At 65.2% G+C, this 22,876-nt stretch carries 24 protein-coding genes and 3 pseudogenes; 15 read left to right on the plus strand and 12 right to left on the minus strand.

Annotation, left to right across the window (positions count from 1 at the left end; all coding sequences use genetic code 11):
- Position 1 precedes the first annotated feature (1 nt).
- Together yedF and yedE are read right to left on the minus strand one after the other, a co-directional pair.
- The gene (gene yedF / locus EA795_RS06265; protein WP_014854046.1) at positions 2-241 is read right to left on the minus strand and encodes a sulfurtransferase-like selenium metabolism protein YedF; all 240 of its coding nucleotides are present in this window, start codon (positions 239-241) and stop codon (positions 2-4) included.
- Positions 210-1,436 carry a selenium metabolism membrane protein YedE/FdhT gene (yedE, locus tag EA795_RS06270; protein WP_058076126.1) on the minus strand — a complete coding sequence of 409 codons (1,227 nt, stop codon included), beginning with the start codon at positions 1,434-1,436 and terminating at the stop codon, positions 210-212. Before yedE ends, yedF begins: the two co-directional genes overlap by 32 nt.
- Positions 1,437-1,616: 180 nt before the next feature.
- Here yedE and trxA point away from each other — a divergent pair, with 180 nt between their 5' ends.
- A complete protein-coding gene (gene trxA, locus EA795_RS06275; RefSeq protein ID WP_122076197.1) occupies positions 1,617-2,486 on the plus strand; it encodes a thioredoxin in 870 nt (289 codons plus the stop codon).
- Positions 2,487-2,756: 270 nt separating this feature from the next.
- Here trxA and EA795_RS06280 read toward each other — a convergent pair whose 3' ends face one another.
- The 3 genes from EA795_RS06280 to EA795_RS06290 all read right to left on the minus strand — a co-directional run bounded on the left by EA795_RS06280 (position 2,757) and on the right by EA795_RS06290 (position 4,864).
- A complete protein-coding gene (locus EA795_RS06280; protein WP_065983721.1) occupies positions 2,757-3,350 on the minus strand; it encodes an HAD family hydrolase in 594 nt (197 codons plus the stop codon).
- Positions 3,347-4,216 (minus strand): acyl-CoA thioesterase II, encoded by an 870-nt coding sequence (gene tesB / locus EA795_RS06285; protein ID WP_122076199.1) that lies wholly within the window; start codon positions 4,214-4,216, stop codon positions 3,347-3,349. Before tesB ends, EA795_RS06280 begins: the two co-directional genes overlap by 4 nt.
- 81 nt (positions 4,217-4,297) lie before the next feature.
- The gene (locus EA795_RS06290) at positions 4,298-4,864 is read right to left on the minus strand and encodes a GNAT family N-acetyltransferase (protein WP_014854051.1); all 567 of its coding nucleotides are present in this window, start codon (positions 4,862-4,864) and stop codon (positions 4,298-4,300) included.
- Between the two features lie 99 nt (positions 4,865-4,963).
- Between EA795_RS06290 and EA795_RS06295 the strand changes: the two are divergent.
- Both EA795_RS06295 and EA795_RS06300 read left to right on the plus strand, forming a co-directional pair.
- Positions 4,964-5,253, plus strand: a pseudogene (locus tag EA795_RS06295) (histone deacetylase); the annotation flags it as partial.
- A gap of 74 nt (positions 5,254-5,327) precedes the next feature.
- Positions 5,328-6,584, plus strand: coding sequence for a TIGR03862 family flavoprotein (locus EA795_RS06300; protein ID WP_122076201.1), 1,257 nt, complete (start codon positions 5,328-5,330; stop codon positions 6,582-6,584).
- Positions 6,585-6,591: 7 nt separating this feature from the next.
- Here EA795_RS06300 and EA795_RS06305 read toward each other — a convergent pair whose 3' ends face one another.
- The 3 genes from EA795_RS06305 to EA795_RS06315 all read right to left on the minus strand — a co-directional run bounded on the left by EA795_RS06305 (position 6,592) and on the right by EA795_RS06315 (position 8,924).
- Positions 6,592-6,984 (minus strand): GFA family protein, encoded by a 393-nt coding sequence (locus EA795_RS06305; RefSeq protein WP_122076203.1) that lies wholly within the window; start codon positions 6,982-6,984, stop codon positions 6,592-6,594.
- A 71-nt stretch (positions 6,985-7,055) separates the two neighbouring features.
- On the minus strand, positions 7,056-7,676 hold the full coding sequence (locus EA795_RS06310) for a flavin reductase family protein (RefSeq protein ID WP_122076205.1): 621 nt from the start codon (positions 7,674-7,676) through the stop codon (positions 7,056-7,058).
- 18 nt (positions 7,677-7,694) lie between these two features.
- Positions 7,695-8,924: an MFS transporter gene (locus tag EA795_RS06315; protein ID WP_122076207.1), complete on the minus strand. Its 1,230-nt coding sequence runs from the start codon at positions 8,922-8,924 to the stop codon at positions 7,695-7,697.
- Positions 8,925-9,461: 537 nt separating this feature from the next.
- On the opposite strand from EA795_RS06315, the gene EA795_RS06320 reads away from it, so the two are divergent.
- The 10 genes and pseudogenes from EA795_RS06320 to EA795_RS06365 all read left to right on the plus strand — a co-directional run bounded on the left by EA795_RS06320 (position 9,462) and on the right by EA795_RS06365 (position 16,812).
- Positions 9,462-10,748 (plus strand): SLC13 family permease, encoded by a 1,287-nt coding sequence (locus EA795_RS06320; protein WP_177431883.1) that lies wholly within the window; start codon positions 9,462-9,464, stop codon positions 10,746-10,748.
- 57 nt (positions 10,749-10,805) lie between these two features.
- Positions 10,806-12,209 (plus strand): 3-isopropylmalate dehydratase large subunit, encoded by a 1,404-nt coding sequence (gene leuC / locus EA795_RS06325; RefSeq protein WP_058077404.1) that lies wholly within the window; start codon positions 10,806-10,808, stop codon positions 12,207-12,209.
- A gap of 11 nt (positions 12,210-12,220) precedes the next feature.
- Positions 12,221-12,877, plus strand: coding sequence for a 3-isopropylmalate dehydratase small subunit (gene leuD, locus EA795_RS06330; protein ID WP_058077405.1), 657 nt, complete (start codon positions 12,221-12,223; stop codon positions 12,875-12,877).
- A gap of 407 nt (positions 12,878-13,284) precedes the next feature.
- A pseudogene (locus EA795_RS06335) lies at positions 13,285-14,040 on the plus strand (SDR family NAD(P)-dependent oxidoreductase).
- 230 nt (positions 14,041-14,270) lie between these two features.
- On the plus strand, positions 14,271-14,606 hold the full coding sequence (locus EA795_RS06340; protein WP_058077406.1) for a cupin domain-containing protein: 336 nt from the start codon (positions 14,271-14,273) through the stop codon (positions 14,604-14,606).
- 58 nt (positions 14,607-14,664) lie between these two features.
- On the plus strand, positions 14,665-15,072 hold the full coding sequence (locus tag EA795_RS06345) for a GNAT family N-acetyltransferase (protein ID WP_122076209.1): 408 nt from the start codon (positions 14,665-14,667) through the stop codon (positions 15,070-15,072).
- A 129-nt stretch (positions 15,073-15,201) separates the two neighbouring features.
- Positions 15,202-15,669, plus strand: a complete 468-nt coding sequence (locus EA795_RS06350) for a GNAT family N-acetyltransferase (protein ID WP_122076211.1) — start codon at positions 15,202-15,204, stop codon at positions 15,667-15,669.
- Positions 15,666-16,061: pseudogene (locus EA795_RS06355) on the plus strand (aspartate/glutamate racemase family protein); the annotation flags it as partial. The gene EA795_RS06350 and the pseudogene EA795_RS06355, both read left to right, overlap by 4 nt.
- Positions 16,062-16,090: 29 nt before the next feature.
- Entirely contained in the window at positions 16,091-16,381 is a 291-nt protein-coding gene (locus EA795_RS06360; protein WP_349771812.1) for a VOC family protein, read from the plus strand.
- A gap of 32 nt (positions 16,382-16,413) precedes the next feature.
- The gene (locus EA795_RS06365; protein WP_122076213.1) at positions 16,414-16,812 is read left to right on the plus strand and encodes a GFA family protein; all 399 of its coding nucleotides are present in this window, start codon (positions 16,414-16,416) and stop codon (positions 16,810-16,812) included.
- A 91-nt stretch (positions 16,813-16,903) separates the two neighbouring features.
- Here the strand turns inward: EA795_RS06365 and EA795_RS06370 are convergent, their stop codons facing one another.
- Together EA795_RS06370 and EA795_RS06375 are read right to left on the minus strand one after the other, a co-directional pair.
- A complete protein-coding gene (locus tag EA795_RS06370; protein WP_122076215.1) occupies positions 16,904-17,131 on the minus strand; it encodes a hypothetical protein in 228 nt (75 codons plus the stop codon).
- A gap of 156 nt (positions 17,132-17,287) precedes the next feature.
- The gene (locus tag EA795_RS06375) at positions 17,288-18,187 is read right to left on the minus strand and encodes a helix-turn-helix domain-containing protein (protein WP_122076360.1); all 900 of its coding nucleotides are present in this window, start codon (positions 18,185-18,187) and stop codon (positions 17,288-17,290) included.
- A gap of 411 nt (positions 18,188-18,598) precedes the next feature.
- On the opposite strand from EA795_RS06375, the gene EA795_RS06380 reads away from it, so the two are divergent.
- The gene (locus EA795_RS06380; protein ID WP_122076217.1) at positions 18,599-19,363 is read left to right on the plus strand and encodes an SDR family NAD(P)-dependent oxidoreductase; all 765 of its coding nucleotides are present in this window, start codon (positions 18,599-18,601) and stop codon (positions 19,361-19,363) included.
- Here EA795_RS06380 and EA795_RS06385 read toward each other — a convergent pair.
- Positions 19,350-20,699: an NTP/NDP exchange transporter gene (locus EA795_RS06385; protein ID WP_122076219.1), complete on the minus strand. Its 1,350-nt coding sequence runs from the start codon at positions 20,697-20,699 to the stop codon at positions 19,350-19,352. The two genes, EA795_RS06380 and EA795_RS06385, sit on opposite strands and share 14 nt — an antisense overlap.
- Positions 20,700-20,763: 64 nt before the next feature.
- Positions 20,764-21,762: an oxidoreductase gene (locus EA795_RS06390; RefSeq protein ID WP_122076221.1), complete on the minus strand. Its 999-nt coding sequence runs from the start codon at positions 21,760-21,762 to the stop codon at positions 20,764-20,766.
- A gap of 200 nt (positions 21,763-21,962) precedes the next feature.
- On the opposite strand from EA795_RS06390, the gene EA795_RS06395 reads away from it, so the two are divergent.
- Positions 21,963-22,871, plus strand: coding sequence for a LysR family transcriptional regulator (locus tag EA795_RS06395; RefSeq protein WP_122076223.1), 909 nt, complete (start codon positions 21,963-21,965; stop codon positions 22,869-22,871).
- Positions 22,872-22,876: the final 5 nt, after the last annotated feature.

Below are 22,876 nucleotides of genomic sequence, written 5' to 3' on the forward strand. Positions count from 1 at the left end.
ATCAGGCCGGCACTTCGATCAGAAAGCGGAACAGCGGACCATGCTGCTCCACGGCCAGGCAGTTGTAACCCTTGAGCTTGGCGTCCTCGGGAATGCCCTGTACCGATTGCGAGCAGTCGGTCACCACTTCGAGCAACTGCCCCGGCAGCATGGTTTCCAAGGTCTCCAGCGTGGCGATGGCGTTGTAGGGGCAGTGTTCGCCCCGCAGATCAAGCGAGAGATTCGGTTTGGGCTGGCTCACGGGCAGCACTCCTCTTGGGTTGGAAACGGCGGGCATTGAGATGGACCAGCCACATGGCCAGTGCCAGGCCGGCGAAGCTGAACAGCAGGCCGGTGCCCGGCCCCATGCTTTCCAGCAGATCGATCTTCGGATAGGGCAGCGCCAGCGAGGTGCCCAGCTCGTCCCAGTACACCGCCACCAGCGTGCCGCCGATCACGTTGCCGATGCCGACCACCCAGAAATGCACCTGCCCCTCCATGGCCCGGTACATCCAGCCGGTTTCGCAGCCACCGGCCAGGACGATGCCGATCCCGAACAGCAGGCCGCCGATCACCGCATTCGGTCCCATCCAGAAGATCTTCGCATCGGCCCCCAGCATGATGGCGCCGAAGGTGCCGACGCAGGCCACGGCCATGCCCAGCAGAATGCCGTAGGCGATCTGGGTACGCCCCGTGGTCCAGAGATCACGCGCGGCGCTGGTGAAGCAGATCTGCGCACGTTCGATCAGGCCACCGAACACCACGCCGAACAGCACCGCCATGCCCAGTGCGATCGACACGCCGAAACGCCAGGCGGCGAATGCCACGGCGATGACCGCCACCGCCACGCCCAGGCGCACCTGCAGGCGGTTGCGCTTTTCCCGCGCCTGCGCATCGGCGAACAGCGAACTGGCCTGGCTCCCCACCTTCAGTGGTACGCGCAGGAACGGCAGCAGGCAGATCTTCACCCCGACCCAGGCGCCGCCGACCGTGGCCAGCATGAACGCCCAGGCGTGCAGGGAAAACATCGGAATGCCGGTGAAGAACGCCGCCAGGTTGCAACCCATGGCCAGACGGGCGCCGAAACCGGCGATGATCCCGCCGATCAGCCCCTGCGCCAGACGGCGCTTGCTGGTGGGCCAGCGCAGGCTGACGTTGTTCGCCCAGAGCGCCGTGCACAGCGCGCCGAGCAGCATGCCGATGATCATCACGCCATCGATGCGATCCAGCGGCGTGCCCTGCAGGCCGATCAGCTTGAAATAGCTCCACTCCTGCGGCTGGAACCCGAACCAGGCCAGCACGTGCCCACCCCAGCGGGTGAACTCGCCGGTCACGGCCCAGAAGGTCCCGGTGATTGCGAAGTAGTAGGCGGAAGCAACACCCAGCGCGACGAGCGCAGGCAAAGGTGACCAGAAGCGCACGAGATAGCGCGCCCGGAAATCGGACAGAGCGGACATCATTGACTCCTTTTGCGCGACTGCAATCGCCGCACCGAGAAAAGGTGATGCGGATTCTAGCCGTCTACGGCGCACTTTGCGCGGATAATCCACCGACGCGCAGAAGCTCGTCCTTGCTTCCCGTGGCACCCGCCCCCACTTAACATGCATACCTTCACACGCGCCCATTCGAGAACCCTGATGAGCCAGACTCCCTTCATCTTCGACGTCACCGCCAGCAACTTCGAGCAGCTGGTCCTGGAGAACTCCTTTCACAAGCCGGTGCTGGTAGACTTCTGGGCCGAATGGTGTGCGCCGTGCAAGGCGCTGATGCCGCTGCTGGCGAAGATCACCGAGGAGTACCAGGGCGAGCTGCTGCTGGCCAAGGTCAACTGCGATATCGAACAGGAAGTGGTCGCCCGCTTCGGCGTGCGCAGCCTGCCCACCGTGGTGCTGTTCAAGGACGGCCAGCCGGTGGACGGCTTCGCCGGCGCCCAGCCCGAAGCCGCCATCCGCGCCCTGCTCGAACCCCATGTCCAGCAGCCGGCCACACCCGAGGCGGACCTGCTGGAAAGCGCCCAGGCACTGTTCGCCGAGGGCCGCATCGGCGAGGCGGAAAGCCTGCTCAAGCAGCTGCTCACCGACGACAACGAGAACGCCGCGGCGCTGATTCTCTACGCGCGCTGCCTGGCCGAGCGCGGCGAGCTGGGCGAGGCCGAGACGGTGCTGGGCGCGGTCAAGGGCGACGCGCACAAACAGGCGCTGACCGCCGCCCGTGCGCAGTTGACCTTCTTGCGCCAAGCCAACGACCTGCCGGAAGTCGCCGAACTCAAGAGTCGCCTGGCGCAGAATGGCGAGGACGACGAAGCGACCTACCAGCTCGCCATCCAGCAACTGGCGCGCCAGCAGTACGAAACCGCGCTGGATGCCCTGCTCAGGCTCTTCGTGCGCAACCGCAACTACGCCGACGGCTTGCCGCACAAGACCCTGCTGCAGGTGTTCGACCTGCTGGGCAACGACCACCCGCTGGTCATGACCTATCGGCGCAAGCTTTACCAGGCGATTTACTGATACAGAGCAGTCGATCGTGCCCACGCTCCTGCGTGAATACGCCTGAGTGGTTGCGCCTTAGCCACAAACGGGTTCCCACGCAGGAGCATGGGAACCATCAGAAGGCTTGATCGTGCCCATGCTCCTGCGTGGGCACGCCTGAGCGATCGCGTCACAGCTACGAGCGGGGCTCCACGCAGAAGCGTGGCAACCAACAGCCCCGAGTGCGCCTCGTTGCATCTGTAGGAGCGAGCTTGCTCGCGAACAGTGCCCCGACAAGCCAAGCCCGCTCTAGCCACCCAGCATCCGCCGAAGCTCCAGACAATCGCGGGCATGCAATTCGGTCAACTCGGGCCAGAGATTGTCCGGCAGGTTGACCAGCACACCGCGGGCACCGGCCGCCTTCGCGCATTCCAGATCGAAGCGGTAGTCGCCGACCATCACCAGCGTCTGCGGCGCGACCTGCCACTTGTCCGCCAGATGCAACAGACCACCGGGGTCCGGCTTGGGCGGCGCTTCGTCGCGACCGAGAATGTCCTCACTGGCGAAGCAGTCGCCCATGCCCACGGCCTGCAAGGTCACCAGCGCCAGTTCATGGGCGTTGCGCGTCAGCACGCCGAGCCGGCAACCGCGATCACGCAGTTCATGCAGCAACTCGAGCGCACCCGGTGCGGGGCTTGCGGCATAGGCCAGCTCGCGCTCGTGTTCCAGCAACCAGGCGCGCTTGGCCGCGGCCTCATCAGCCGGCAAGGCGGCGAGGTGATGAAGGATGTCGTCTTCCGGCGGGATATCCAGCGCGCGCTTGATCGCCGGGAAGTCATGCACGGCGATGGTCAGGGTGCCGTCCATGTCGAACACCCAGTGCCGCGCGGCAGCCAGTGTCACTTCCAGTCCTCGCGCACGCGGATCAGGCCTTCCTGGGCCACCGAGGCGACCAGCTCGCCGGCACGATTGAAGATGCTACCGCGGGCGAAGCCACGGGCGTTGCCGGCCCAGGGGCTGTCCATGGAGTACATCAGCCAGTCGTCGGCGCGTACTTCGCGGTGGAACCAGATGGCATGATCGAGGCTCGCCAGCTGGATGAACTTGCTCCAGGAGGTGACGCCGTGGGGCTGCAGCGCCGTACCGATGAAACTGAAATCCGAGGCATAGGCCATCAGGTATTTGTGCAGCGCCGGGTTGTCCGGCAGCTTGCCGTCGGCGCGGAACCACAGGTGCCGGATCGGTTCGATCGGCTGCGGATTGGTCGGGTCCTGCAGGGTCACCGGGCGAATCTCGATGGGCTTGGGCCGGCGCAGCTTTTCCGCCACGCGCTGGGGCACCATGGATTCCAGCTTGTGCAGCAGCTCCCATTCGCTGAGCAGGTTCTCCGGCCCCGCCACATCGGGCATCGGCAGCTGGTGCTCGAAGCCGGTTTCGTCCGCCTGGAACGAGGCGCTGCAGGTGAAGATGGTCTGCCCTTTCTGGATCGCGCTGACGCGGCGGGTGGAGAAACTGCCGCCGTCGCGGACCCGATCGACGTCGTAGACCACCGGCTGATGGGAATCGCCGGGGCGTAGGAAATAACCGTGCATCGAGTGCACATGCCGCTCCGGCGCCACCGTCTGGCTCGCCGCCGACAGCGCCTGCCCGATCACCTGGCCACCGAACAGCTGCGGAAAGCCCAGGTCCTGGCTGTTGCCACGGAACAGGTTTTCCTCGATCCGCTCCAGCGACAGCAGGCTCACCAGGGTATCGAGTGTCTCGGTCATGGGAATTTCCTTCAGGCAGGGCCCTTTCAGGCAAAGGCGGCGATTTTACGGTTTAAAACAGATGGGCTCCAGCAACGGCGCTCAGCTTCGACCATCGGCCCAGTCGGCACGCCGCAGCCGATACAGCACATGTGGGCGCAGCGGATGACCTTCGGCCAGCGCTGGATGCTCGAAGTCGTCCCGCGGCTCATGCTGCATGCCCAGCGCCTCCATCAAGCCGCGCGAGGGCTCGTTGAGTTGCGCCGTGAAGGCGACCACCTCGGCCAGTTGCAGCCGCTCGAAAGCGCAGGTCAGCGCGGCGTCAGCCGCCTCCTTGGCCAACCCCTGGCCCCACTGATCCGCTACCAGTCGCCAGCCGATTTCCACCGCCGGACAGAACGGCAACGGCAGCTTGCACCAGGCCAGCCCGGCCATGCCGATGAAGCGTCCATCGTCCTTGCGTTCCAGCGCCCAGAAGCCGAAACCATGGTGGGCGAAATGCAGGCGGCAGCGCGCCATCAACGCCGCGCACTCGTCACGTGACAACAATTCTGGAAAGTAGCGCATCACCTGCGGATCGGCACACATCCGCTCCAGCGGATCGAGATCGGCATCGTGCCAGGTACGCAGGTGCAGACGGGGTGTTTCCAGTGCTATCCGTTCTTGCATGTTGCCTCCTTGAGAGGTACGTCGGCGGAGTCGGCATACGGCGCCGTTTGCGCTACCGGGGCGGTCGCCGCAGTGCAACGGAATTCCAGGCTCCGATCGATGCCCTTGCCGCTGGTATTCCACGACGACTACAGCCCGCCGCTGCCACCGGGGCACCGTTTTCCGATGGAGAGGTTCCGGCTGCTGCGCGATCACCTGATCGACAGCGGTTTGACCACGGACGCGGCAAATTTGCACCCCGAGCCGCGTGCAGCGGACATCCTCGCGCAGGCCCATGACCGATCCTATATCGAGCGCTGCTGCACCGGCGACATGAGCCGCGACAAACTGCGCCGCCTTGGTCTACCTGTGGCCCGCGACTGGCGCAGCGCACCGTGCGCGCAGTCGGCGTGATCAGCGGCTACGACTAGGACCGGGCCCTGCTCGCCCGCTGCCCATGACCCGCTCCGGCGCAGTCGCTACAATGCCCGCCCTTCGCAACTGTCCGGCTGCCGTCATGACCCAAGCTACTCGCATCGCCATCATCGGCGGCGGCCCCGCCGGGCTCATGGCCGCCGAAGTGCTGAGCCAGGCCGGAATCGCGGTCGATCTCTACGATGCCATGCCCTCGGTCGGGCGCAAGTTCCTGCTGGCTGGCGTCGGCGGCATGAATATCACCCATGCCGAGGACTACGCCACATTCGTCAGTCGCTATCGCCAGCGCGCCGATCATTTGCGCCCATTGCTGGACGCCTTCAACCCGGCTGCCCTGCGCGAATGGATCCACGGCCTGGGCATCGATACCTTCGTCGGCAGCTCCGGCCGCGTATTCCCCACCGATATGAAAGCCGCACCCTTGCTGCGCGCCTGGCTCAAGCGCCTGCGCGACAATGGCGTGCAGATCCATACCCGCCAGCGCTGGCTGGGCTGGAGCGAAGACGGCCAGTTGCGCATCGCAGGAGCGGAAGGCGAGTCGCGGCTGAAGCCGACTGCCACCCTGCTCGCGCTGGGCGGCGGCAGTTGGGCGCGGCTGGGTTCCGATGGCGCCTGGGTGCCGCTGCTGCAGGCTCGCGGCGTCGTCATCGCGCCGCTGCGACCGGCCAATTGCGGGTTCGAGGTTGCAGGTTGGAGCCAGCATCTTGTGGAGAAATTCGCCGGCGCGCCGCTGAAGACAGTCAGTCTGGCTCTGCCTGGCGAAACCCTGCGCAGGGGCGAGTTCGTCCTTACCGCGACCGGCATCGAAGGCAGCCTGGTCTATGCGTTGTCGGCGGACATCCGTGAGCGGATCAACGCAACGGGCTCGGCAACACTGCTGCTCGACCTGCTGCCGGATCGCTCCCAGGCGCAGATCGCCGGCGCCCTGGCCAGGCCGCGCGGCTCGCAATCCATGGCCAAGCACCTGCATCGCCAGTTGAAGCTCGACGGCGCCAAGGCCGCCCTGCTACGCGAACTGACCGCTGCCGAGACCTTCCAGGACCCGCAAGCGCTTGCCGCCGCCATCAAGGCCCTGCCCATTCCCCTCGTCCGTCCACGCCCGCTGGACGAAGCCATCAGCAGCGCCGGCGGCGTGCCCTTCGAGGCACTGGACGAAAACCTGATGCTGCGCCAACTGCCCGGCGTGTTCTGCGCGGGCGAGATGCTCGACTGGGAAGCGCCCACCGGCGGCTACCTGCTCACTGCCTGTTTCGCCACGGGCCGCGCGGCGGCTGAAGGGATGCTGCGCTGGCTGAAGCAGCGATAACGCGCTTCTATTCCTCGGAGCGCCCCGACGCCTCCCGATCCCGCTCATATCGCCTGGCCAGCGGAAACGGCGGCAACCAGGCCTCGCGGCGCAGGGTCCAGCATTCATAGGTCGGCATCAGCTGGTCGGGCGCATCCAGGGCACCCAGGTACACCTCGATTTCATCCGCGCTGCGGGCAAACACCGACGAGCCACACCGCGGACAGAAATGGCGCCCGCCGTAGTCGCGCGTTTCGCCCTCGATGGTCACCGCCTCGTGGGGGAATATGGCCGCCGCGTAGAACAGCGCGCCGTGCTGCTTGCGACAGTCGAGGCAGTGACAGAACCCGACCCGATACGGGCGCCCTGCCGCCAGAATCCGCACGTCGCCGCATAGGCAGCCGCCGCTGAATTGGTCCATACCGCACCTCCGCCAGCAAACGATGAGTACGGATGACGATAGCAGCGGCTGCCGGTGCCCGGGCCGCCCTATCAGCGGGGACGGTACATCTGGAAGTTCGCCTCGCGACTCAGCTGGAAGTAGTCCGCCGGCCCACCGCCGCGCATGATGGGCTCAGCCGCCGCGGTGTCGTAAATGCCATCGACCAGCAGCGACTTGGCGATATGCACTGCCACCACCTCACCCAGCACCAGCCAGCTCGACACCGACGCCTTGTCAGCACCCTGCAGCTGGATGATTTGGGTCACCTTGCACTCGAAGGACACCGGGCTTTCCAGCACCCGCGGTACGTCGACCACCCTGGAGGCCACCGGCGTCAGGCCGCTCAGGGCGAACTCATCCACATCGGGCGCGACGGCGGCACAACTCTGGTTCATCGCCTCGGCCAGCGGGCGGGTGGCCAGGTTCCAGCAAAACTCGCCGGTCGCCTCGGCATTGTTCAGGCTGTCCTTCCGACTGACGCTGGAGAAACCAATGATCGGCGGGGTGTAGTTGAAGCCGTTGAAGAAGCTGTAGGGCGCAAGATTCAGTCGACCTTCGGCGTCCTGGGTCGAGATCCAGCCGATGGGCCGCGGCGCGATGATCGCGTTGAAGGGATCATGGGGCAGGCCGTGGCCCTGGGCGGGTTCGTAATAGTGCATATCGTCGTGCATGGCGATACTCCGAAGTGGTCAAGGTAGCCGAGGGGAAGGCTTGCTGCGCGGCTTGGCGGCATCTTTCACAGGGCTGGAATCATCAGCCCGCGCCGCGGCGCGCAGCAAGAACAAACTCAGCAGCGACGCCGCTGTGAGCAGACCGAACACGTCGGTGTAGTGCTCCATGAAGGTCATCAGCAAGGCAAAGGTCGGCAACCCCAGCAGTACACCACCGTAGGTGAACACCAGGCAGGCGCCAGAAGCTTCCGCGATGCGCTCGGGCGGTGCCAGCCGCGCCACCTCGGCAAGGTACACGCCATTCCAACCCAGCGCCGCAACGCCGAACAGGCCAAGCGTCAGGGCGACACCGGCCAGCGGCCACGCCGGGCTCATGAAGTAGATCAGCACCGTGCCCACCGAGGTACAGCATGCGATGATCGCCAGCGTCATCAGCCGATGCCCGATACGGTCGGCGATCCAGCCCCACCACAGGCGGCCGGCGATTCCGCTCGCCTGCACCACCGTCATGACTGCCCCCGCCGCGATCAGACTCACGTCCAGATCATCCACCAGCATCGCCACGGTAAAGGAGGACAGCGACAGCTGAACGGTAGAGAAGCACAGGGTGACGATCGCCAGGTAGCGCAGCGGCTTATGGGCCCAGACCACCTTGATGCCGCCCAAAGGCGAACGGCGCCAATTCAGGCCGGGCTCGCGACGGTCATCCCAGCTGTGGCGCTTGAACTGCAACGCGATGATGCCGAGCGACGCCAACCCCGCGAGCAGCCACAGGCCCTGCCGCCAGCCAATGCCGAGCGCAAGCGAAGGGGCCAGCGCACCGGCCAGCATGCCGCCAAGGGGCACGCCGGTCTGCTTGAGCGAGAAGATGAAGCCCAGCCGCTCCGGCGGGGTGAAGCGCACCAGCAGCACTGAAGCTGATGGATTGGTCATGCCGTAGCCCAGCCCGACGATCAGCGCCGCGACGACCGCCACCAGTAAGCTCGGCACACTCATCAAGGCCGCGCCTGCGCCCAGCAACAGCAAAGCGGTCTGGCTTGCACGGCAAGGGCCGAGGCGCCGAGTCAGCGGGCCACCTACCAGCGACGTCAGCATGGCGCCACCGAACACCAGGCTCACCTGCAAGCCGATAGCCGAGGACGGAATGCCCAGCGCTGCCGAAACCTCAGGTGCGATGGCCGACGGATAAAGCGCGACCAGAGCGGAAAAAGCCAGAACCAGCGTGGTGCTGAGCACGACGATCAGCATCGGCCAGGGCTCCGAACCGCGGCGGCGTGGGTCGGTACTGCAGGCTTAACCACTGACATTTACGAATCCGTTTTTCGAAGGTCAGGCAGGCTAGCGGGCCATACCCGGCCAAACAATACGTAGTTCGACAAGCGCCCCTTCGCCTAATGCGAAGCGATGTAAGGAACGTGGGCGTCCGATTTTTTCTACCCCCCGCAGACCCTCGCCGCCGCTAGGCTTGTGGCCCTCCAGCCGCACTGCAACGGGATCACTGGCTTATCTCAGCGACAAGACTTCGCGAAATGCGAAACCTATCTTGGCGATACACCAATTGTTCAGCGCATAAGCCTTGGCGACACTCGGGGTGGACCAGATTTGGCGATGCGGCCATTGCGCAAGCGATTCCGCCTCGCATGAAGCCTGGCAGGGCCGCGGCCCGCTTGGCGCTGCAGCCAACTCCCGGGATGCCTAAACAGCACATCGCGCTCTGCTGAGCGTGGCGCGATGGGCAGCGTATGTGTCTTGGCGCTCTGCGAAAACAACTACAAAGGACCTACCGTGTTAACCATCACCATCATCCTGGCGATACTGATCTGCATTGGTGTCGGCTACTGGCTGAACATCAACATCGGGCTGCTGGCCATCAGCGCGGCCTACCTCATTTCCACCACCATGATGGGCGTCAGCGTGAAGGAGCTGGTGACCTACTGGCCGCTGAACCTGTTCTTCATCATCTTCGCCGTCACCTTCTTCTTCGGCTTCGTCATCGCCAACGGCACCATGGAAAAGATCGCGCGAAATGCCGTATTCATGGCGCGCGGCATGCCGAGCCTGATCCCCTTCGCGCTGTACGGCCTGGTACTGCTGGTCGCCGGCATTGGCCCGGGTCACTACGCGGTGTTCGTGTTCCTCTCGCCCTTGGTAATGTCGGTCGCCAGCCGCACCGGCATGAGCCGCCTGCTGGGCGCGATCATCATCGTCTCCGGCGGCATGGCCACCACCTTCACCAGCATCAGCCTGGGCGGGCGCGTGACCCAGGGCATCCTGGAGAATGCCGGCTATGACGCGGCAACCGCGGCGAGCTATACCCACACGCTGCTAATCGACTCCTTCATCTACCAGACGCTGGTGTTCCTGGTGGCCTACGTGCTGCTCAAGGGCTACCAGACCAAGAGCCTGGAGACCGAACGGCCCGAACCCTTCGATGCCCAGCAGCGCCGTACCCTCTGGCTGGTGGCCTTCATCGTCGGGCTGATCATCCTGCCCTCGACCATCGCCGCCTTCCTGCCGGCCGGCTCGGCATTCGCCGCCATCGCCTCGCGCATAGACCCGACGTTCATCTCGATCATCGGCGTGGTGCTGGCGCTGATCCTGCGGGTGGGCGATGAAAAGGCCGCACTGGCCAAGGTCCCGTGGGGCATCATCATTTTGCTGTGCGGCATGGGCATGCTCATTGCCGTGGCGGTCAAGGCCGGCACCATCGCGGCGCTGGCGCAGTGGCTCGCCGCTAACGTCAGCCCGGCGATGGTGCCCTACGCCACCGGGGTTTCCTCGAGCATCATGAGCTTTTTCTCCAGCACCCTTGGCGTGGTGATGCCAACGCTGTTCCCCATCGTGCCGGACCTCGCCAGCAACGCCGGCCTGAGCCACACCGTGTTGCTGTCGGCCATCGTGCTGTGCTCTTCGCTGACCGGCTTCTCGCCTTTCTCCTCCGGCGGCGCCCTGGCGCTGGCCGGTGTTCAGGAGGAAGCCGAGCGCAACAAGCTGTTCTATCGCCTGCTACTGGTGCCGCTGTGTGGCGTCAGCGGTGTGCTGGTGTTCGTTTTCCTTGGCCTGCTTGGCTGACATCCCGCTCGCCGTCCGCACGCGAGACGGCGTCGCCTTGAACGGAAGGAACAGAAGATGACTGCACAAACGCTCTTCGAAAAACTCTGGGCCCGCCATGCCGTGCTCGATACCGATGACGGCCAGACGCTGCTGTATATCGACCTGCACCTGATCAACGAGGTGACCAGCCCCCAGGCCTTCGACGGCCTGCGCCTGAATAACCTGCAACCCTGGCGCCCGGGCGCGGTGCTGGCCACCTCGGACCATAACGTGCCGACCAAGGCCCGCGAGGCAGGCATCACTGATGCCATCGCGCGCCGTCAGGTCGAGGCGCTGGAGCGCAACTGCGCCGAGTTCGGGCTGAAGTTCTTCGATATGCAGGACGAACGCCAGGGCATCCTCCACGTGATCGGCCCGGAACAGGGCATCACCCTGCCCGGCATGACCATCGCCTGCGGGGACTCCCACACCACCACCCACGGCGCCTTCGCCGCCCTGGCATTCGGCATCGGCACCTCGGAGATCGAGCACATCCTCTCCACCCAGTGCCTGCTGCTGAAGAAGCTGAAGACCTTGCGCATCCGCATCGACGGCGAGCTGCCACCCTATGTCGCCTCCAAGGACCTGGCGCTGGCGCTGATCGGCACGATCGGCACGGCCGGCGCCACCGGCTATGCCATCGAGTTCACCGGCAAAACCGTTGCGGCGATGAGCATGGAAGCGCGCATGACGCTCTGCAACCTGGCCATCGAAGCGGGCGCGCGCTGCGCCATGGTCGCCTTCGACGACACCACCGCCGCCTACCTCAGGGGCCGTCCGCTGGCCCCGACCGGCGCCCAATGGGACGCCGCCGAAGCCTACTGGCGCACCCTGCGCAGCGACCCAGACGCGCGCTTCGACCGCGAACTGCAGCTCGATGCCGCCAGCATCCGCCCGCACGTGACCTGGGGCACATCGCCGGAAATGGTCACCGATGTCGACGGCCAGGTGCCAAATCCTGAGTCCGAGCGCGACCCGGTCAAGCGTCGCGGCATGCAGCAGGCGCTGGATTACATGGGCCTGGAGCCCGGCACGCCGATCCGCGCGATCAAGCTGGACAAGATCTTCATCGGCTCCTGCACCAACTCGCGCCTGGAGGACCTGCGCCTGGCCGCCGACGTGGTCAAGGGCCACAAGGTCGCCGACAACATAGTCCAGGCGCTGGTGGTGCCCGGTTCGGGCCTGGTCAAGCGCCAGGCGGAAGCCGAGGGCCTGGACCGCATCTTCACCGATGCCGGCTTCGAATGGCGCGACGCCGGCTGCTCGATGTGCCTGGGCATGAACGAAGACCGCCTCGGCAAGGGCGAGCGCTGCGCTTCGACCTCGAACCGCAACTTCGAAGGCCGCCAGGGCGCCGGTGGTCGTTCGCACCTGGTCAGCCCGGTCATGGCAGCGGCGGCGGCCATCGCCGGCCACTTCACCGATATCCGCGATCTCTAAGGGGGACAGACATGCAAGCCTTTACCCAACTCGACAGCACCGTGGTCCCCCTGGATCGTTCCAACATCGATACCGACGCGATCCTGCCCAAGCAGTTTCTGATGATCATCGAGCGCACCGGCTTCGGCCCGCATCTGTTCGACGAGTGGCGCTACCTTGACCGCGGCGAGCCCTACAAGGACTGCTCCCAGCGCCCGTTGAACCTTGAGTTTTCGCTCAACCAGCCACGCTATGCCGGGGCCAACATCCTTCTCACCCGGGCCAACTTCGGTTGCGGCTCGAGCCGCGAGCACGCTCCTTGGGCGCTGGCCGACTGGGGCATCCGTGCGATCATCGCGCCGAGCTTCGCCGAGATCTTCTACGGCAACTGCTTCAAGAACGGCCTGCTGCCGATCGTGCTCGACGAGCCGACCATTGACCGCCTGTTCGCCGAGGTGGACGCCACGCCAGGCTACGGGCTGCGCATCGACCTGGCCGAGCAGACGGTGATCGAACCGAACGGCCAGGTGAATCGCTTCGAGATCGACGCCTTCCGCAAGGAGTGCCTGCTCAACGGGCTCGACGAGATCGGCCTGACCCTGCTCAAGCGCGACGCCATCCGCCAGTTCGAGCAGCAACGCCAGGCGCAGGAGCCCTGGATGTTCACGGGCGACCGCCAGCTCGCCTGAGCCCGGCGGCCGCGGCGCTGCAACGGCGCCGCTAGCTCGCCACGGCCGCCCTGGACTGCGCCCTAACAGCTGGGTATGAATGCCCTGGGTGACTTCCTTGCTGCCCTGCAGCACCAGGCACGCCTGCGGATGGGGAATGCCGTGTTGCAGGCCGCTGACGGTCGTGGCGCGGATGATGGTCAGGCCGGGCATCGGTGTCTGCGCGATGCCCGTCGCTTCGGCGTGGGCCTCCAGGTAGCGACGCACCCTCTCACAAGCAATGTTTCATTCATGGCGGCGTTCCCTGGCGGCGCTGGCCGTGCATTACACGTGAAAGGATTAGGCAAATAATGCCGAGGTTTCGGTAACGACCGCCACCGCTTCAGCTCGCACCATAGAGGCTCCCTCAACCCCAGGAGCTTTCCACCATGAGCAAGATCGCACTCGTTACCGGTTCCAGCCGCGGCCTCGGCCGGAACACCGCCCTGAGCATTACCCGTCAGGGCGCCGATGTCATCGTCACTTACCATAGCCGCGCCGACGACGCCGAGCGCGTGGTAGCCGAAATCGAGGCCCTGGGCCGCAAGGCGGTGGCCATGCAACTCGACACCGGCACCACCGCCGGCTTCCCCGACTTCGTTGAACGGCTGCGCGCGGTGCTCGACACCATCTGGCAGCGGCAGAGCTTCGATCACCTCGTCAACAACGCCGGCCACGGCGACGCGGCGCCCTTCGCCGAAACCACCGAAGCGCAGTTCGACACCTGCTGAACGTGCACTTCAAGGGCGTGTTCTTCCTCACCCAGGCATTGCTGCCCCTGCTGGCGGACGGCGGCCGCATCGTCAATTTTGTCCTCGGGGCTGACGCGCATCTCCTACCCCGGCTTCTCTGCCTACTCCGCGATGAAAGGCGCCATTGAAGTGTTGAGCGTCTACATGGCACGGGAGCTGGGCAGCCGCGGTATCGCCGTCAACTGCGTCGCCCCCGGCGCGATCGAAACGGACTTCCTCGGCGGCGCGGTACGCGACATGCCGGAGCTCAACGCCAGCTTCGCCGGCATGACCGCCCTGGGCCGCGTCGGCGTCCCCGACGACATCGGCCCGATGATCGCCAGCCTGCTGAGCGAGAGTAACCGCTGGGTCAACGGCCAGCGCATCGAAGTCTCGGGTGGGCAAGGGATCTGACTCGGACTAGATCGCAAGATGGAACCCAGCCATCGCCTGGCAATGCTGGGCGGTGGCTGGGTTTTTCTGGGGCATGCCTATCAGCCGGCGCGCCGCGAGAAGCATGACCGTCCGCTGCCTGGAACAGGCTTCAAGCAGGATGATGGCAATGGCCTTTCAAACCACACCACACTGGAAAAGCCTGGCAATAGGTACATGATCTTGGAGAAGCCATTCGGGACTACGCAATCATGTCCACTGGAAACCTGTTCGCCGACTTCGAGGTGCCCCTGAACGGGGAGCGCTTCGAGGCGCTGCTGAGCCACAGAAGCCTGGTGATCGAACGCATCATCAGCTCAGCGGACATAACGCCGACCGATTACGTGCAATCGCAGGACGAGTGGGTGGTGTTGCTCCAGGGCGAGGCGACCCTCGAGGTGGCGGGCAAGGCTGTCGAGCTGCGTTCCGGCGACTACCTGTTTCTACCCGCCGGCACGCTGCATGTGGTCCGGCGTGTCACCAACGGCGCCCTCTGGCTGGCGGTGCATCTCCACCCGGCGCCGGCGTGCGGCGAAGATAGCGCCTAACCTGTTTTTAGCCCGAAGCCGCTGCGCGCGGCGGCGCTTGTCCCCACAGGAACGCTCCATGATCGAGATCAAAGCGCCGAGCCTTGCCGATGCTCCCGCCATATCCGCCCTGCTGGATGCGCTGGGCTGTCCCGGCACGGAAGCCTTTATCGAGCGGCGCGTCGCCCAGCTGATGGCCCACCCGGATGCGTCGTTGCTGGTGGCCGTGGACGATGGCGAAGTCATCGGGGTCATTTCGCTGCACTTCATTCCGCAACTGGCGTTGAGCGGCGATATCTGCCGCATCAGTTACCTGTGCGTATCGACGCAGGCGTGCAGCCAGGGCGTAGGCGCACAATTGGAAGAGCGCGCGGTAAGCCTGGCGCGCCAGCGCGGCTGTGACCGCATCGAGCTGCATTGCCATGAAAGGCGTACCGACGCGCACCGCTTCTACTACCGGCAACACTATGTGGAAATACCTATATAAATCGCTGACGGACGCCAGCCCGGTATTCACGCGACCGCCGGAGTAGGCACAGCAAACCTTCAACCAAAGGCCAGGCATCAGGAGTCCATGTCGCTACAGATACACGAAGTCCGGCCAGCGGACGCTCCCATGGAGCTTCTGCTGCTCGCCGATCCCTCGGAAGCAAAGCTGCGTGCGTACCTGCCGCATTCAAAGTGCTTCGTGGCCTCACGCGATGACGTGGTCGTTGGCGCCTGCGTGGTACAGGCGCTGGCAGCCGGCGCCCATGAACTGATGAGCATCGCGGTTCACCCCAGCCATCAGCAAGCGGGCCATGGTTCGGCGCTGCTGAAATGGGTCATCGAGCACTTCCGCCAGGCGGGCGCCTCTCAGCTGGAGGTCGGCACCGGCTCATTCGGCTACCAGCTGGCCTTCTACCAACGGCACGGGTTTAGGGTCACGGCCATCAACCGCGATTTCTTCACCAGGAACTACCCCGAGCCCATCTTCGAAAACGGCATCCAGCTGTTCGATATGCTGCGCCTCACGCTGGCCTATGGCGACGACGCAGCCTCGCCTGCGAAACCCCACCTCGAATGGTCAAGGACCGAGCCATGAAGACCATTGGCCTTATCGGCGGCATGAGCTGGGAATCGACGACTTCCTACTACCGCCAGATCAACCAGACGATCAAGGAGCGCCTGGGCGGGCTGCACTCGGCGAAGGTGGTGCTGTACAGCGTCGACTTCCACGAGATCGAGCGCCTGCAGCATGCCGGCGACTGGGACGGCGTCGGGCAAATGCTGGCCGCTGCTGCACAGTCGCTGGAGCGCGCCGGTGCCGATTTTCTGCTGCTCTGTACCAACACCATGCACAAGGTGGCGACCGCCATCGAAGCGGCCGTGCGCATACCGCTGTTGCACATCGCCGACCCGACGGCCGAAGCCATCAAGGGCGCCGGGTTTTCCAGGGTCGGCCTGCTCGGCACCCAGTTCACCATGGAGCAGGCGTCATCGGCGAGGAATTCGAGCATGGTGCGGTGGCCTTCTTCGATCTCCAGCCAGGCCTGAAGCTGGCCCTCTGGCCACGGGCGAGCATTGCCCGCGACAGCGGCCTGCCGTTGGCTGCGGCGAGTGCCACCGACATGCCCCTGGGACACAACGTCGGTTCGAAGGCCGAAGTGGATACCGTGATGAAGCAGGCGCTAGCGGCCGGGGCAATAATCGTCAAGCCGGCGCAGGACACCTTCTGGGGTGGCTACGCGGGTTACTTCCAGGACCCGGACGGCCACCTCTGGGAAGCGGTATGGAATCCGGCGCTGCTGCCTTAAGCGCAGGCCTGAGCAATCTGAAGGAGCGAGACATGCACAATGGTAGCTGCCTCTGCGGGCGCATCGAATACCGGTACGACGGCGAGATCGACGAGATCTCGATGTGCCATTGCAGCCAGTGCCAGAAGGGCCAGGGCTCGGCCTTCGTGGCGGTGGCGCCGGTACAGGCCGACAAATTCCACATCCTTCGCGGCGAGGAGTACCTGAAGGAATTCAGGGCCAGCCCCAACAAGGCGCGGGTGTTTTGCGCCGAGTGTGGCAGCCCGCTGTACAGCGCCAAGGACGACCTGCCGGGGATCAAGCGGTTGCGCCTGGGCACCCTGGAGACGCCGGTACAGGCCAAGCGGCAGTACCACGCCTTCGTCGCGGAGAAGGCAAGCTGGTATGAGATCCGCGATGGATTTGCGCAGCATCCGGGGCGGGCGACCTAGGGTCGAAGCCGCCCCTCTGCCGGCGAGTGCGTTGTGTCAGTGAAGGTGGAAAATGCGTTGCAGTTTTCCACCCTACGGCGATACCGGCGTCTCAGGGAATCGGATTGCCCAGACCCGGTTCGTTCGGGTCCTTGATGTCAAGCCGGCCGGGGTCCTGCACGTCCGGGCCGATGCCGGGACGCTCGGGTTCGTCGCCGTTGCCGGGCTGGATGTCCGGGTTGTCGGTAATGAAGTCTGGATCAGGCGCGTGGCTGGGGTTCTGATCCTGGCCCGGTACGGGCTGCTGGTCATGGAGTCTGTCGAGCGGATCGATACTCATGCATCACCTCCGGTGGAGCCGGGAATGGCTCATTGTGTTTGAGGCGATTCGAGGAGATTGGTGCGCGCCGCAGGTCGTATTGCAGGGCCCACGGCTCGTCTCGCGGCACCGATGACGGAAGCCCGATCACCCCTGCGGTGCTGCACACGGCCAAACTCATGTCTGCCGATAAGCCCGCGGCGTCACGCCCACTTCCCGACGGAAGACCTGGGAAAAATGGCCAGGACTCGAATAGCCGACTTCCATGCCGATCTCGATGACGCTCAGGTCCGTTTCCAGCAGCAGTTGCCTCGCGCGGGCCATGCGCAGGCGGATGAAGTACTGCGAGGGCGACAGGCCCGTGGCGCGCTTGAACAGGCGGCTGAAGTGGTAGTCGCTGAGGCCGGCGATCTGCGCCAGGTACGGCAGGCAGAATGCCTCGGCCAGGCGTGCCTTCATCGCTTCGATGACGCGGCGCAGCTTGTAGCTCTGCAGCGCGTTGGCGCCTCTGGCCAGGTTGCGCGGTGCGGGGTAGGTGCGCACCAGGTGTATGGCCAGTGCCTGAGCCAGGCTATGGACGAACAGCGGGCTGGGTTGGCGCTCGCCGTATAGCTCCAGCCGCAGCTGTTCGAGCAGAAAGCGCACGCGCCCATCTCGGCCGCCGGAGACATCGAGGAAGGTCAACGGTGCGCAGCGTTCACCATGAAGATCACGCACCGCCTGCTCGATCAGCGGCAGCCCGAGATACAGGTGCATCACTTCGAAACGGTCGTCGCTCCGCACCTGCCAGCGCATCTCGTAGGGCTCGCTGGTGCTGGTGAGAAAGAAGTCGCCCGCCTCGACGTTGGTTGCCTGCCAGTCACCATCGAGGGCGCGCTCTTCCACCGTCGCCGCGCCAGACAGCACCAGTACCAGCAGCGGCTCCACCACGGCGGGAACCAGGATCGGCTCGGCCAGATCCTGATAGCTGAACAGTTGCACCACCACATCCTGCATCGGCGGGCGCGGCGGCAAGGACAGCGGCTCGCCGGGCAGATAGTGCGGCATCGCTTCGGCAGTGACGCGCTGGCCATCCATCACTGGCGGCAGCTCTGAATCGGATCGCTGCAAGGATTCCTCCATTGCGAAGCCCTTAAAAAGGCGACGCGAGCGCAAAGGTTAGCTCAGAGCCGGAATCGGGATGGCTCGCTGGCTGGGTTCTTGCGCTGGATGGAAGTCTTTCCCTTCACCCCAACCCTCTCTCCAGAGGGAGCGGATTGGCGCCACCGAGTCGTCGGCGGTGGGCCTGTCACTGAACCAGTTCCCTCTCCTCTGTGGGAGAGGGTTAGGGTGCGGGACTGAGCACCCCTCGTCTTCGCGCAAGAATCCGACAGTCCGCGCAAGGCCGCGAAAGCCATGAGCCTGGGGTTGCGCGACAGTGAGCCCGACATCGCTCACAAGCGCCGGGCCGGCGAACGTCCTGCCTGACGCACATCGGAGGCAATACGCATGACTGATATCAAGCACAGCTTTCCCCAGGAAGTCGAAGGCAAGGTCGCCCTGGTTACCGGCGCCGCCAGTGGAATCGGCAAGGCCATCGCGCAGTTGCTGCATGCCCGCGGCGCCAAGGTCGTTGCCGAGGATCTGAGTCCGGACGTCGAGGCCCTGGCGCAACCAGGACTGGTGCCGCTGGTGGCAGACATCACCGCGGACGGCGCGGCCGAACGTGCAGTGGAGCTGACGCTGGCTCGGTTCGGGCGACTGGATATCCTGGTGAACAATGCCGGGATCATCATCAACAAGCCGGTCATCGACATGACCCGCGAGGATTGGGAGCGTATCCAGGCGACCAATGTCACCGCAGCCTTCCTGCATTCACGCGAGGCGCTCAAGGCGATGCTGCCCAACAAGTCGGGCGCCATCGTCAACATCGCCTCCTACGCCTCGTACTTCGCCTTCCCCACCATCGCCGCCTACGCCGCATCCAAGGGCGCGCTGGCGCAACTGACGCGCACGCTGGCGCTGGAGGCGATCGAGCATGGCATCCGCGTCAACGCCATCGGCGTCGGCGACGTGGTCACCAATATCCTCAACGATGTTGTGGACGACGGCCCCGGATTCCTCGCCAAGCACGGCAAGGCCGCCCCCATCGGTCGCGCCGCCCAACCGGAGGAGATCGCCGAGGTGGTGGCCTTTCTGGCCTCGGAGCGCGCCAGCTTCATGGTGGGCGCGGTGGTCATGGCCGACGGCGGCATGACGGTCACGGCAGGCTGAGCTGGCGGGCGGGCACGGCCGCGCCGTTTGCGCCCTTCGCGCCAACGGCGCGCTCGGCCCGATCGTCGGCCTGCCTGCCCAGCTGCCAGCCAAGCAAGCCCCACAGCAAGGCACAGAAGGCACCCACCACCGCCACCAGCCCGGCGCCCTGGCCGAGCATGTCCAGCGCGGTCTTGGCCCAGCCACTGATGGCGTCGCCGGCGCGATAGACGATGGTGTCGATGACGTTCTTCGCCTTGTACTTGCTCTCGGCATCCAGCGGCGCGAAGATCATTTCGCGCCCAGGCCTGACGAAAGCGTACTCGCCGATCCGCCGCACGATCATCAGCGCAGCCAGCATGGCGAAGCTGGGCGCCAGTGCCAGCCCGAGGAAGCCCAGGCATACCAGCAACGGCACTATCGCCAGCAGCACGCGCACGCCCAGCTTCTGCGCCAGACGCCCGGTGATGAACACCTGCGAGAGCAAGGCGCCGGCCTGGACGATCACGTCGATGGCGCCGAACACACGGATCTGCGCGGCCCGGTCGGGAAACAGCTCGGCCACCAGCCGCGCCTGCTCGAAGTAGAGAAAGGTAGTGACCGTGGCCAGCAGCACGACGAAGCCGGCGATGCCCAACAGATAAGAGGACTTGAGCACCCGCGTGATGCCGCTGAAGGGGTTGCCGGGCAAGGGCCTGCGCGTGCTTTCGGCAGGCAGCGCATCCGGTCGGCCGGCGCCGCCCACTTCGCGCCAGCGCATCAGCGAATACTTGAGCGCCAATCCAACACCGAGCAGCAGCCCGGCCAGCAACATCAGCCCGGCTTCGCCTAGGCTAGCGGCCAGCAGAGCACTGAGCGCCGGCCCCACCAGGCCGCCGACGCTCGCCCCTGCGGCGATGAAGGCGAACAGGCGCTTGGCCTGGCCGGCGTCGAACACGTCCGCCATCAGGCTCCAGCCAACCGAGACCACGAAAAGGTTGTAGACCGAGATCCAGACATAGAACACCCGCGCCAGCCAGGGGCTTTCGCCCATGAGGTGAAACAACGCGGCGAACGTCAGCAGGTTCACGCAGAAGAAGCCGTACACCCAGTCGATGAAGTGCAGCCGCGGCACCCGCGAGCTGAGCCATGCGAACAGCGGCACTGCCGCCAGCATGACGAAGAAGGTGGCGGTGAACAGCCATTGCAGGTTTTCCACCCCCGCCGCGATGCCCAACGATTCGCGAATCGGGCGAAGCATGAAGTAGCCGGTAAACAGGCAGAAGAACAGTGCGAAACCCATCAGCGAGGGGCGCAGCTCATGGGGTTCGGCGTTGAGGGTGGTACTCAGGCGTTGCGAAATGGATAGCGCGTTCATAAGGCGGCTCCGCGAAATCGACGTGCGCAGCCGAGGCACGGGAAACAGCCCGTGCCCGCGGCGATCAGGGATAGGTGACGCCGGTGAGGCGCTCAGACAGTTGCCACAGCTGCTCGGCGTCCGTGCGCTGGCAGGCGGCCTCGGGGGTCCGGGCGAAGCCCAGCGGCCCACGCTTTTCGTCCTCTCCGGTCGGCCCGTAATAGGCACCGCCGACAGCCTCCGACGCTGTGGCCGCGTACAGGGTGGAAATCGCTCCCTGGGCAGCGGAATGGTAGTCGTCCAGGTTCTGCGCCCATTGTTCTCCGAAGGGGCTGTCCAGCCCGGGACCACGCTCGATCAGCTCGGTGACGGCGACGCCCGGATGCGCGGCAATGCTGCGAATTCCCCAGCCTGCGTCATCGCTGCGCCGCTGCAGCTCGAATGCCCAGTTCAGCACGGCCAGCTTGGATTGGGCGTAGGCGCCGTAGGGGTCGTAGTCCAGCTCGGATTGCAGGTCATCGAAATCCAGCGCGCCGCGGGCGGCGGCGATACTGGACAGGCTGACCACCCGACCATCCTCGCTTTCCCGAAGCAGCGGCATCAGCAGCCCGGTCAGTGCGAAGTGGCCGAAGTAGTTGGTCGCCATCTGCAGCTCGAAACCGTCCGAAGAAGTTCGGCGCTGCGGCGGCGCCATAATGGCGGCGTTGTTGATCAGCACATCGAGCCGCGACAGTCGACCATTCAGGCGTTCGGCCAGCTCGCGTACCGAAGCCAGGTTGGCCAGATCGACAGATTCGAACTGGACGCGCGCATCCGGGACCTGCTGGCGGATGCGCTCAATGGCTTCCCGCCCGCGCTCGACATTGCGCGCGGCGATGATGACCTCGGCACCCGTTCTGGCCAGCGCCAGCGCGTCCTCATAGCCTATGCCGCTGGTGCCGCCGGTGACTAACACGATGCGGCCCTCCTGTGAAGGCATGTCACTGACGCTCCAATCCGGCTTCGGCGCCTCGCGGTTGTCGGCTTCGGCGGTCATCGCGACCGCCAGCACAACGCTGGCGAAAAGAGCCTTGGCGAGTTTCATCAATCGCTGCGCCGGGGCTGGATTGCCCAACGCTGGGGTGTTCGTTCTGCTCCACATGGCTGCTGCCTCCGCTGCTCAGAAAATGACCGAATGGCCGACGTGGGCAGTATCTGCCTGCGGATAACCCGTGATAATCCGGGCAACCGTGGACGGGCTGTACGAGTAGGCGTACAGTTTCCGCAGCAACCGGGGACGTTAAGATGCGCCAACCCAACCTGAGTGATGTCGCGCTGTTCGCCGCCGTGATCGAGGCCGGAGGCTTTCGCGCGGCGGCGCAGAAACGAGGGATTTCGGCCTCCTCCTTGAGCGACTGCATGCGCCGCCTGGAAAGCGATGTGGGCCTGCGCCTGCTCAACCGCACCACCCGCAGCGTGACCCCGACCAGCGCTGGCGCGCGCCTGCTGGAACGCCTGCGGCCGGCGCTGGAAGAGATCAACGCGGCCTTCAACGACCTGGACGATGAATCACAGCGCCCGGTGGGTACGCTGAAGCTGAACGTGCCGGTGCCGGTCGCGCGCTATCTGCTGCCCGAGCTGCTCGAACGCTTCCTCAAACGCTACCCTGGCGTAAATGTCGAGGTGGTCATGGAGAACACCTTCATCGACGTCATCGGTGCCGGTTATGACGCTGGCGTGCGCTACGAAGAAAGCCTGGCCAAGGACATGATCGCGGTGCCCATCGGCCCGCGCCGGCAGCGCTTCGTTGCCGCCGCATCGCCTGCCTACCTGGCGGCTCATGGCACGCCGCGGCACCCTTCGGAGCTGACCGAACACCAACTGATCGGGCACCGCTTCGAGAACGGCAAGGTAGGTATCTTCGAGTTCGAGAAGGATGGTGAGAGGCTGCGTATTCCACCGCGCGGCCAGCTGGTGACCTCCTCCCATGACCTGCGGATCAAATCCGCCATCAACGGACTGGGAGTCGTCTATCTCTTCGAGGAGTTCCTCCGCGAGGCACTCGATGACGGCCGCCTGGTGCCCATTCTCGAAGACTGGAGCCAGGTGTTCGATGGCCCCTACCTCTACTACCACGGCCGCCGGCATATGCCTTCGCCGCTGCGGGCCTTTATCGACTTCATCAAGGCCGAAGCCCAGGGCGAGGACGCCTAGCCGGC

Origin of the sequence: Stutzerimonas nitrititolerans (genome assembly GCF_003696285.1) — a bacterium.
Lineage (GTDB): Bacteria > Pseudomonadota > Gammaproteobacteria > Pseudomonadales > Pseudomonadaceae > Stutzerimonas > Stutzerimonas nitrititolerans.

Excerpts from the sequence above, each read along its gene's own strand:
- yedE (WP_058076126.1), bottom strand. The coding sequence starts at position 1,436 with ATGTCCGCTCTGTCCGATTTCCGGGCGCGCTATCTCGTGCGCTTCTGG.
- trxA (WP_122076197.1), top strand. The coding sequence starts at position 1,617 with ATGAGCCAGACTCCCTTCATCTTCGACGTCACCGCCAGCAACTTCGAG.
- tesB (WP_122076199.1), bottom strand. The coding sequence starts at position 4,216 with ATGACCGAGACACTCGATACCCTGGTGAGCCTGCTGTCGCTGGAGCGG.
- EA795_RS06290 (WP_014854051.1), bottom strand. The coding sequence starts at position 4,864 with ATGCAAGAACGGATAGCACTGGAAACACCCCGTCTGCACCTGCGTACC.
- EA795_RS06300 (WP_122076201.1), top strand. The coding sequence starts at position 5,328 with ATGCCCGCCCTTCGCAACTGTCCGGCTGCCGTCATGACCCAAGCTACT.
- EA795_RS06305 (WP_122076203.1), bottom strand. The coding sequence starts at position 6,984 with ATGGACCAATTCAGCGGCGGCTGCCTATGCGGCGACGTGCGGATTCTG.
- EA795_RS06310 (WP_122076205.1), bottom strand. The coding sequence starts at position 7,676 with ATGCACGACGATATGCACTATTACGAACCCGCCCAGGGCCACGGCCTG.
- EA795_RS06315 (WP_122076207.1), bottom strand. The coding sequence starts at position 8,924 with ATGCTGATCGTCGTGCTCAGCACCACGCTGGTTCTGGCTTTTTCCGCT.
- leuC (WP_058077404.1), top strand. The coding sequence starts at position 10,806 with ATGACTGCACAAACGCTCTTCGAAAAACTCTGGGCCCGCCATGCCGTG.
- leuD (WP_058077405.1), top strand. The coding sequence starts at position 12,221 with ATGCAAGCCTTTACCCAACTCGACAGCACCGTGGTCCCCCTGGATCGT.
- EA795_RS06340 (WP_058077406.1), top strand. The coding sequence starts at position 14,271 with ATGTCCACTGGAAACCTGTTCGCCGACTTCGAGGTGCCCCTGAACGGG.
- EA795_RS06345 (WP_122076209.1), top strand. The coding sequence starts at position 14,665 with ATGATCGAGATCAAAGCGCCGAGCCTTGCCGATGCTCCCGCCATATCC.
- EA795_RS06350 (WP_122076211.1), top strand. The coding sequence starts at position 15,202 with ATGGAGCTTCTGCTGCTCGCCGATCCCTCGGAAGCAAAGCTGCGTGCG.
- EA795_RS06365 (WP_122076213.1), top strand. The coding sequence starts at position 16,414 with ATGCACAATGGTAGCTGCCTCTGCGGGCGCATCGAATACCGGTACGAC.
- EA795_RS06370 (WP_122076215.1), bottom strand. The coding sequence starts at position 17,131 with ATGAGTATCGATCCGCTCGACAGACTCCATGACCAGCAGCCCGTACCG.
- EA795_RS06375 (WP_122076360.1), bottom strand. The coding sequence starts at position 18,187 with ATGGATGGCCAGCGCGTCACTGCCGAAGCGATGCCGCACTATCTGCCC.
- EA795_RS06380 (WP_122076217.1), top strand. The coding sequence starts at position 18,599 with ATGACTGATATCAAGCACAGCTTTCCCCAGGAAGTCGAAGGCAAGGTC.
- EA795_RS06385 (WP_122076219.1), bottom strand. The coding sequence starts at position 20,699 with ATGAACGCGCTATCCATTTCGCAACGCCTGAGTACCACCCTCAACGCC.
- EA795_RS06390 (WP_122076221.1), bottom strand. The coding sequence starts at position 21,762 with ATGAAACTCGCCAAGGCTCTTTTCGCCAGCGTTGTGCTGGCGGTCGCG.
- EA795_RS06395 (WP_122076223.1), top strand. The coding sequence starts at position 21,963 with ATGCGCCAACCCAACCTGAGTGATGTCGCGCTGTTCGCCGCCGTGATC.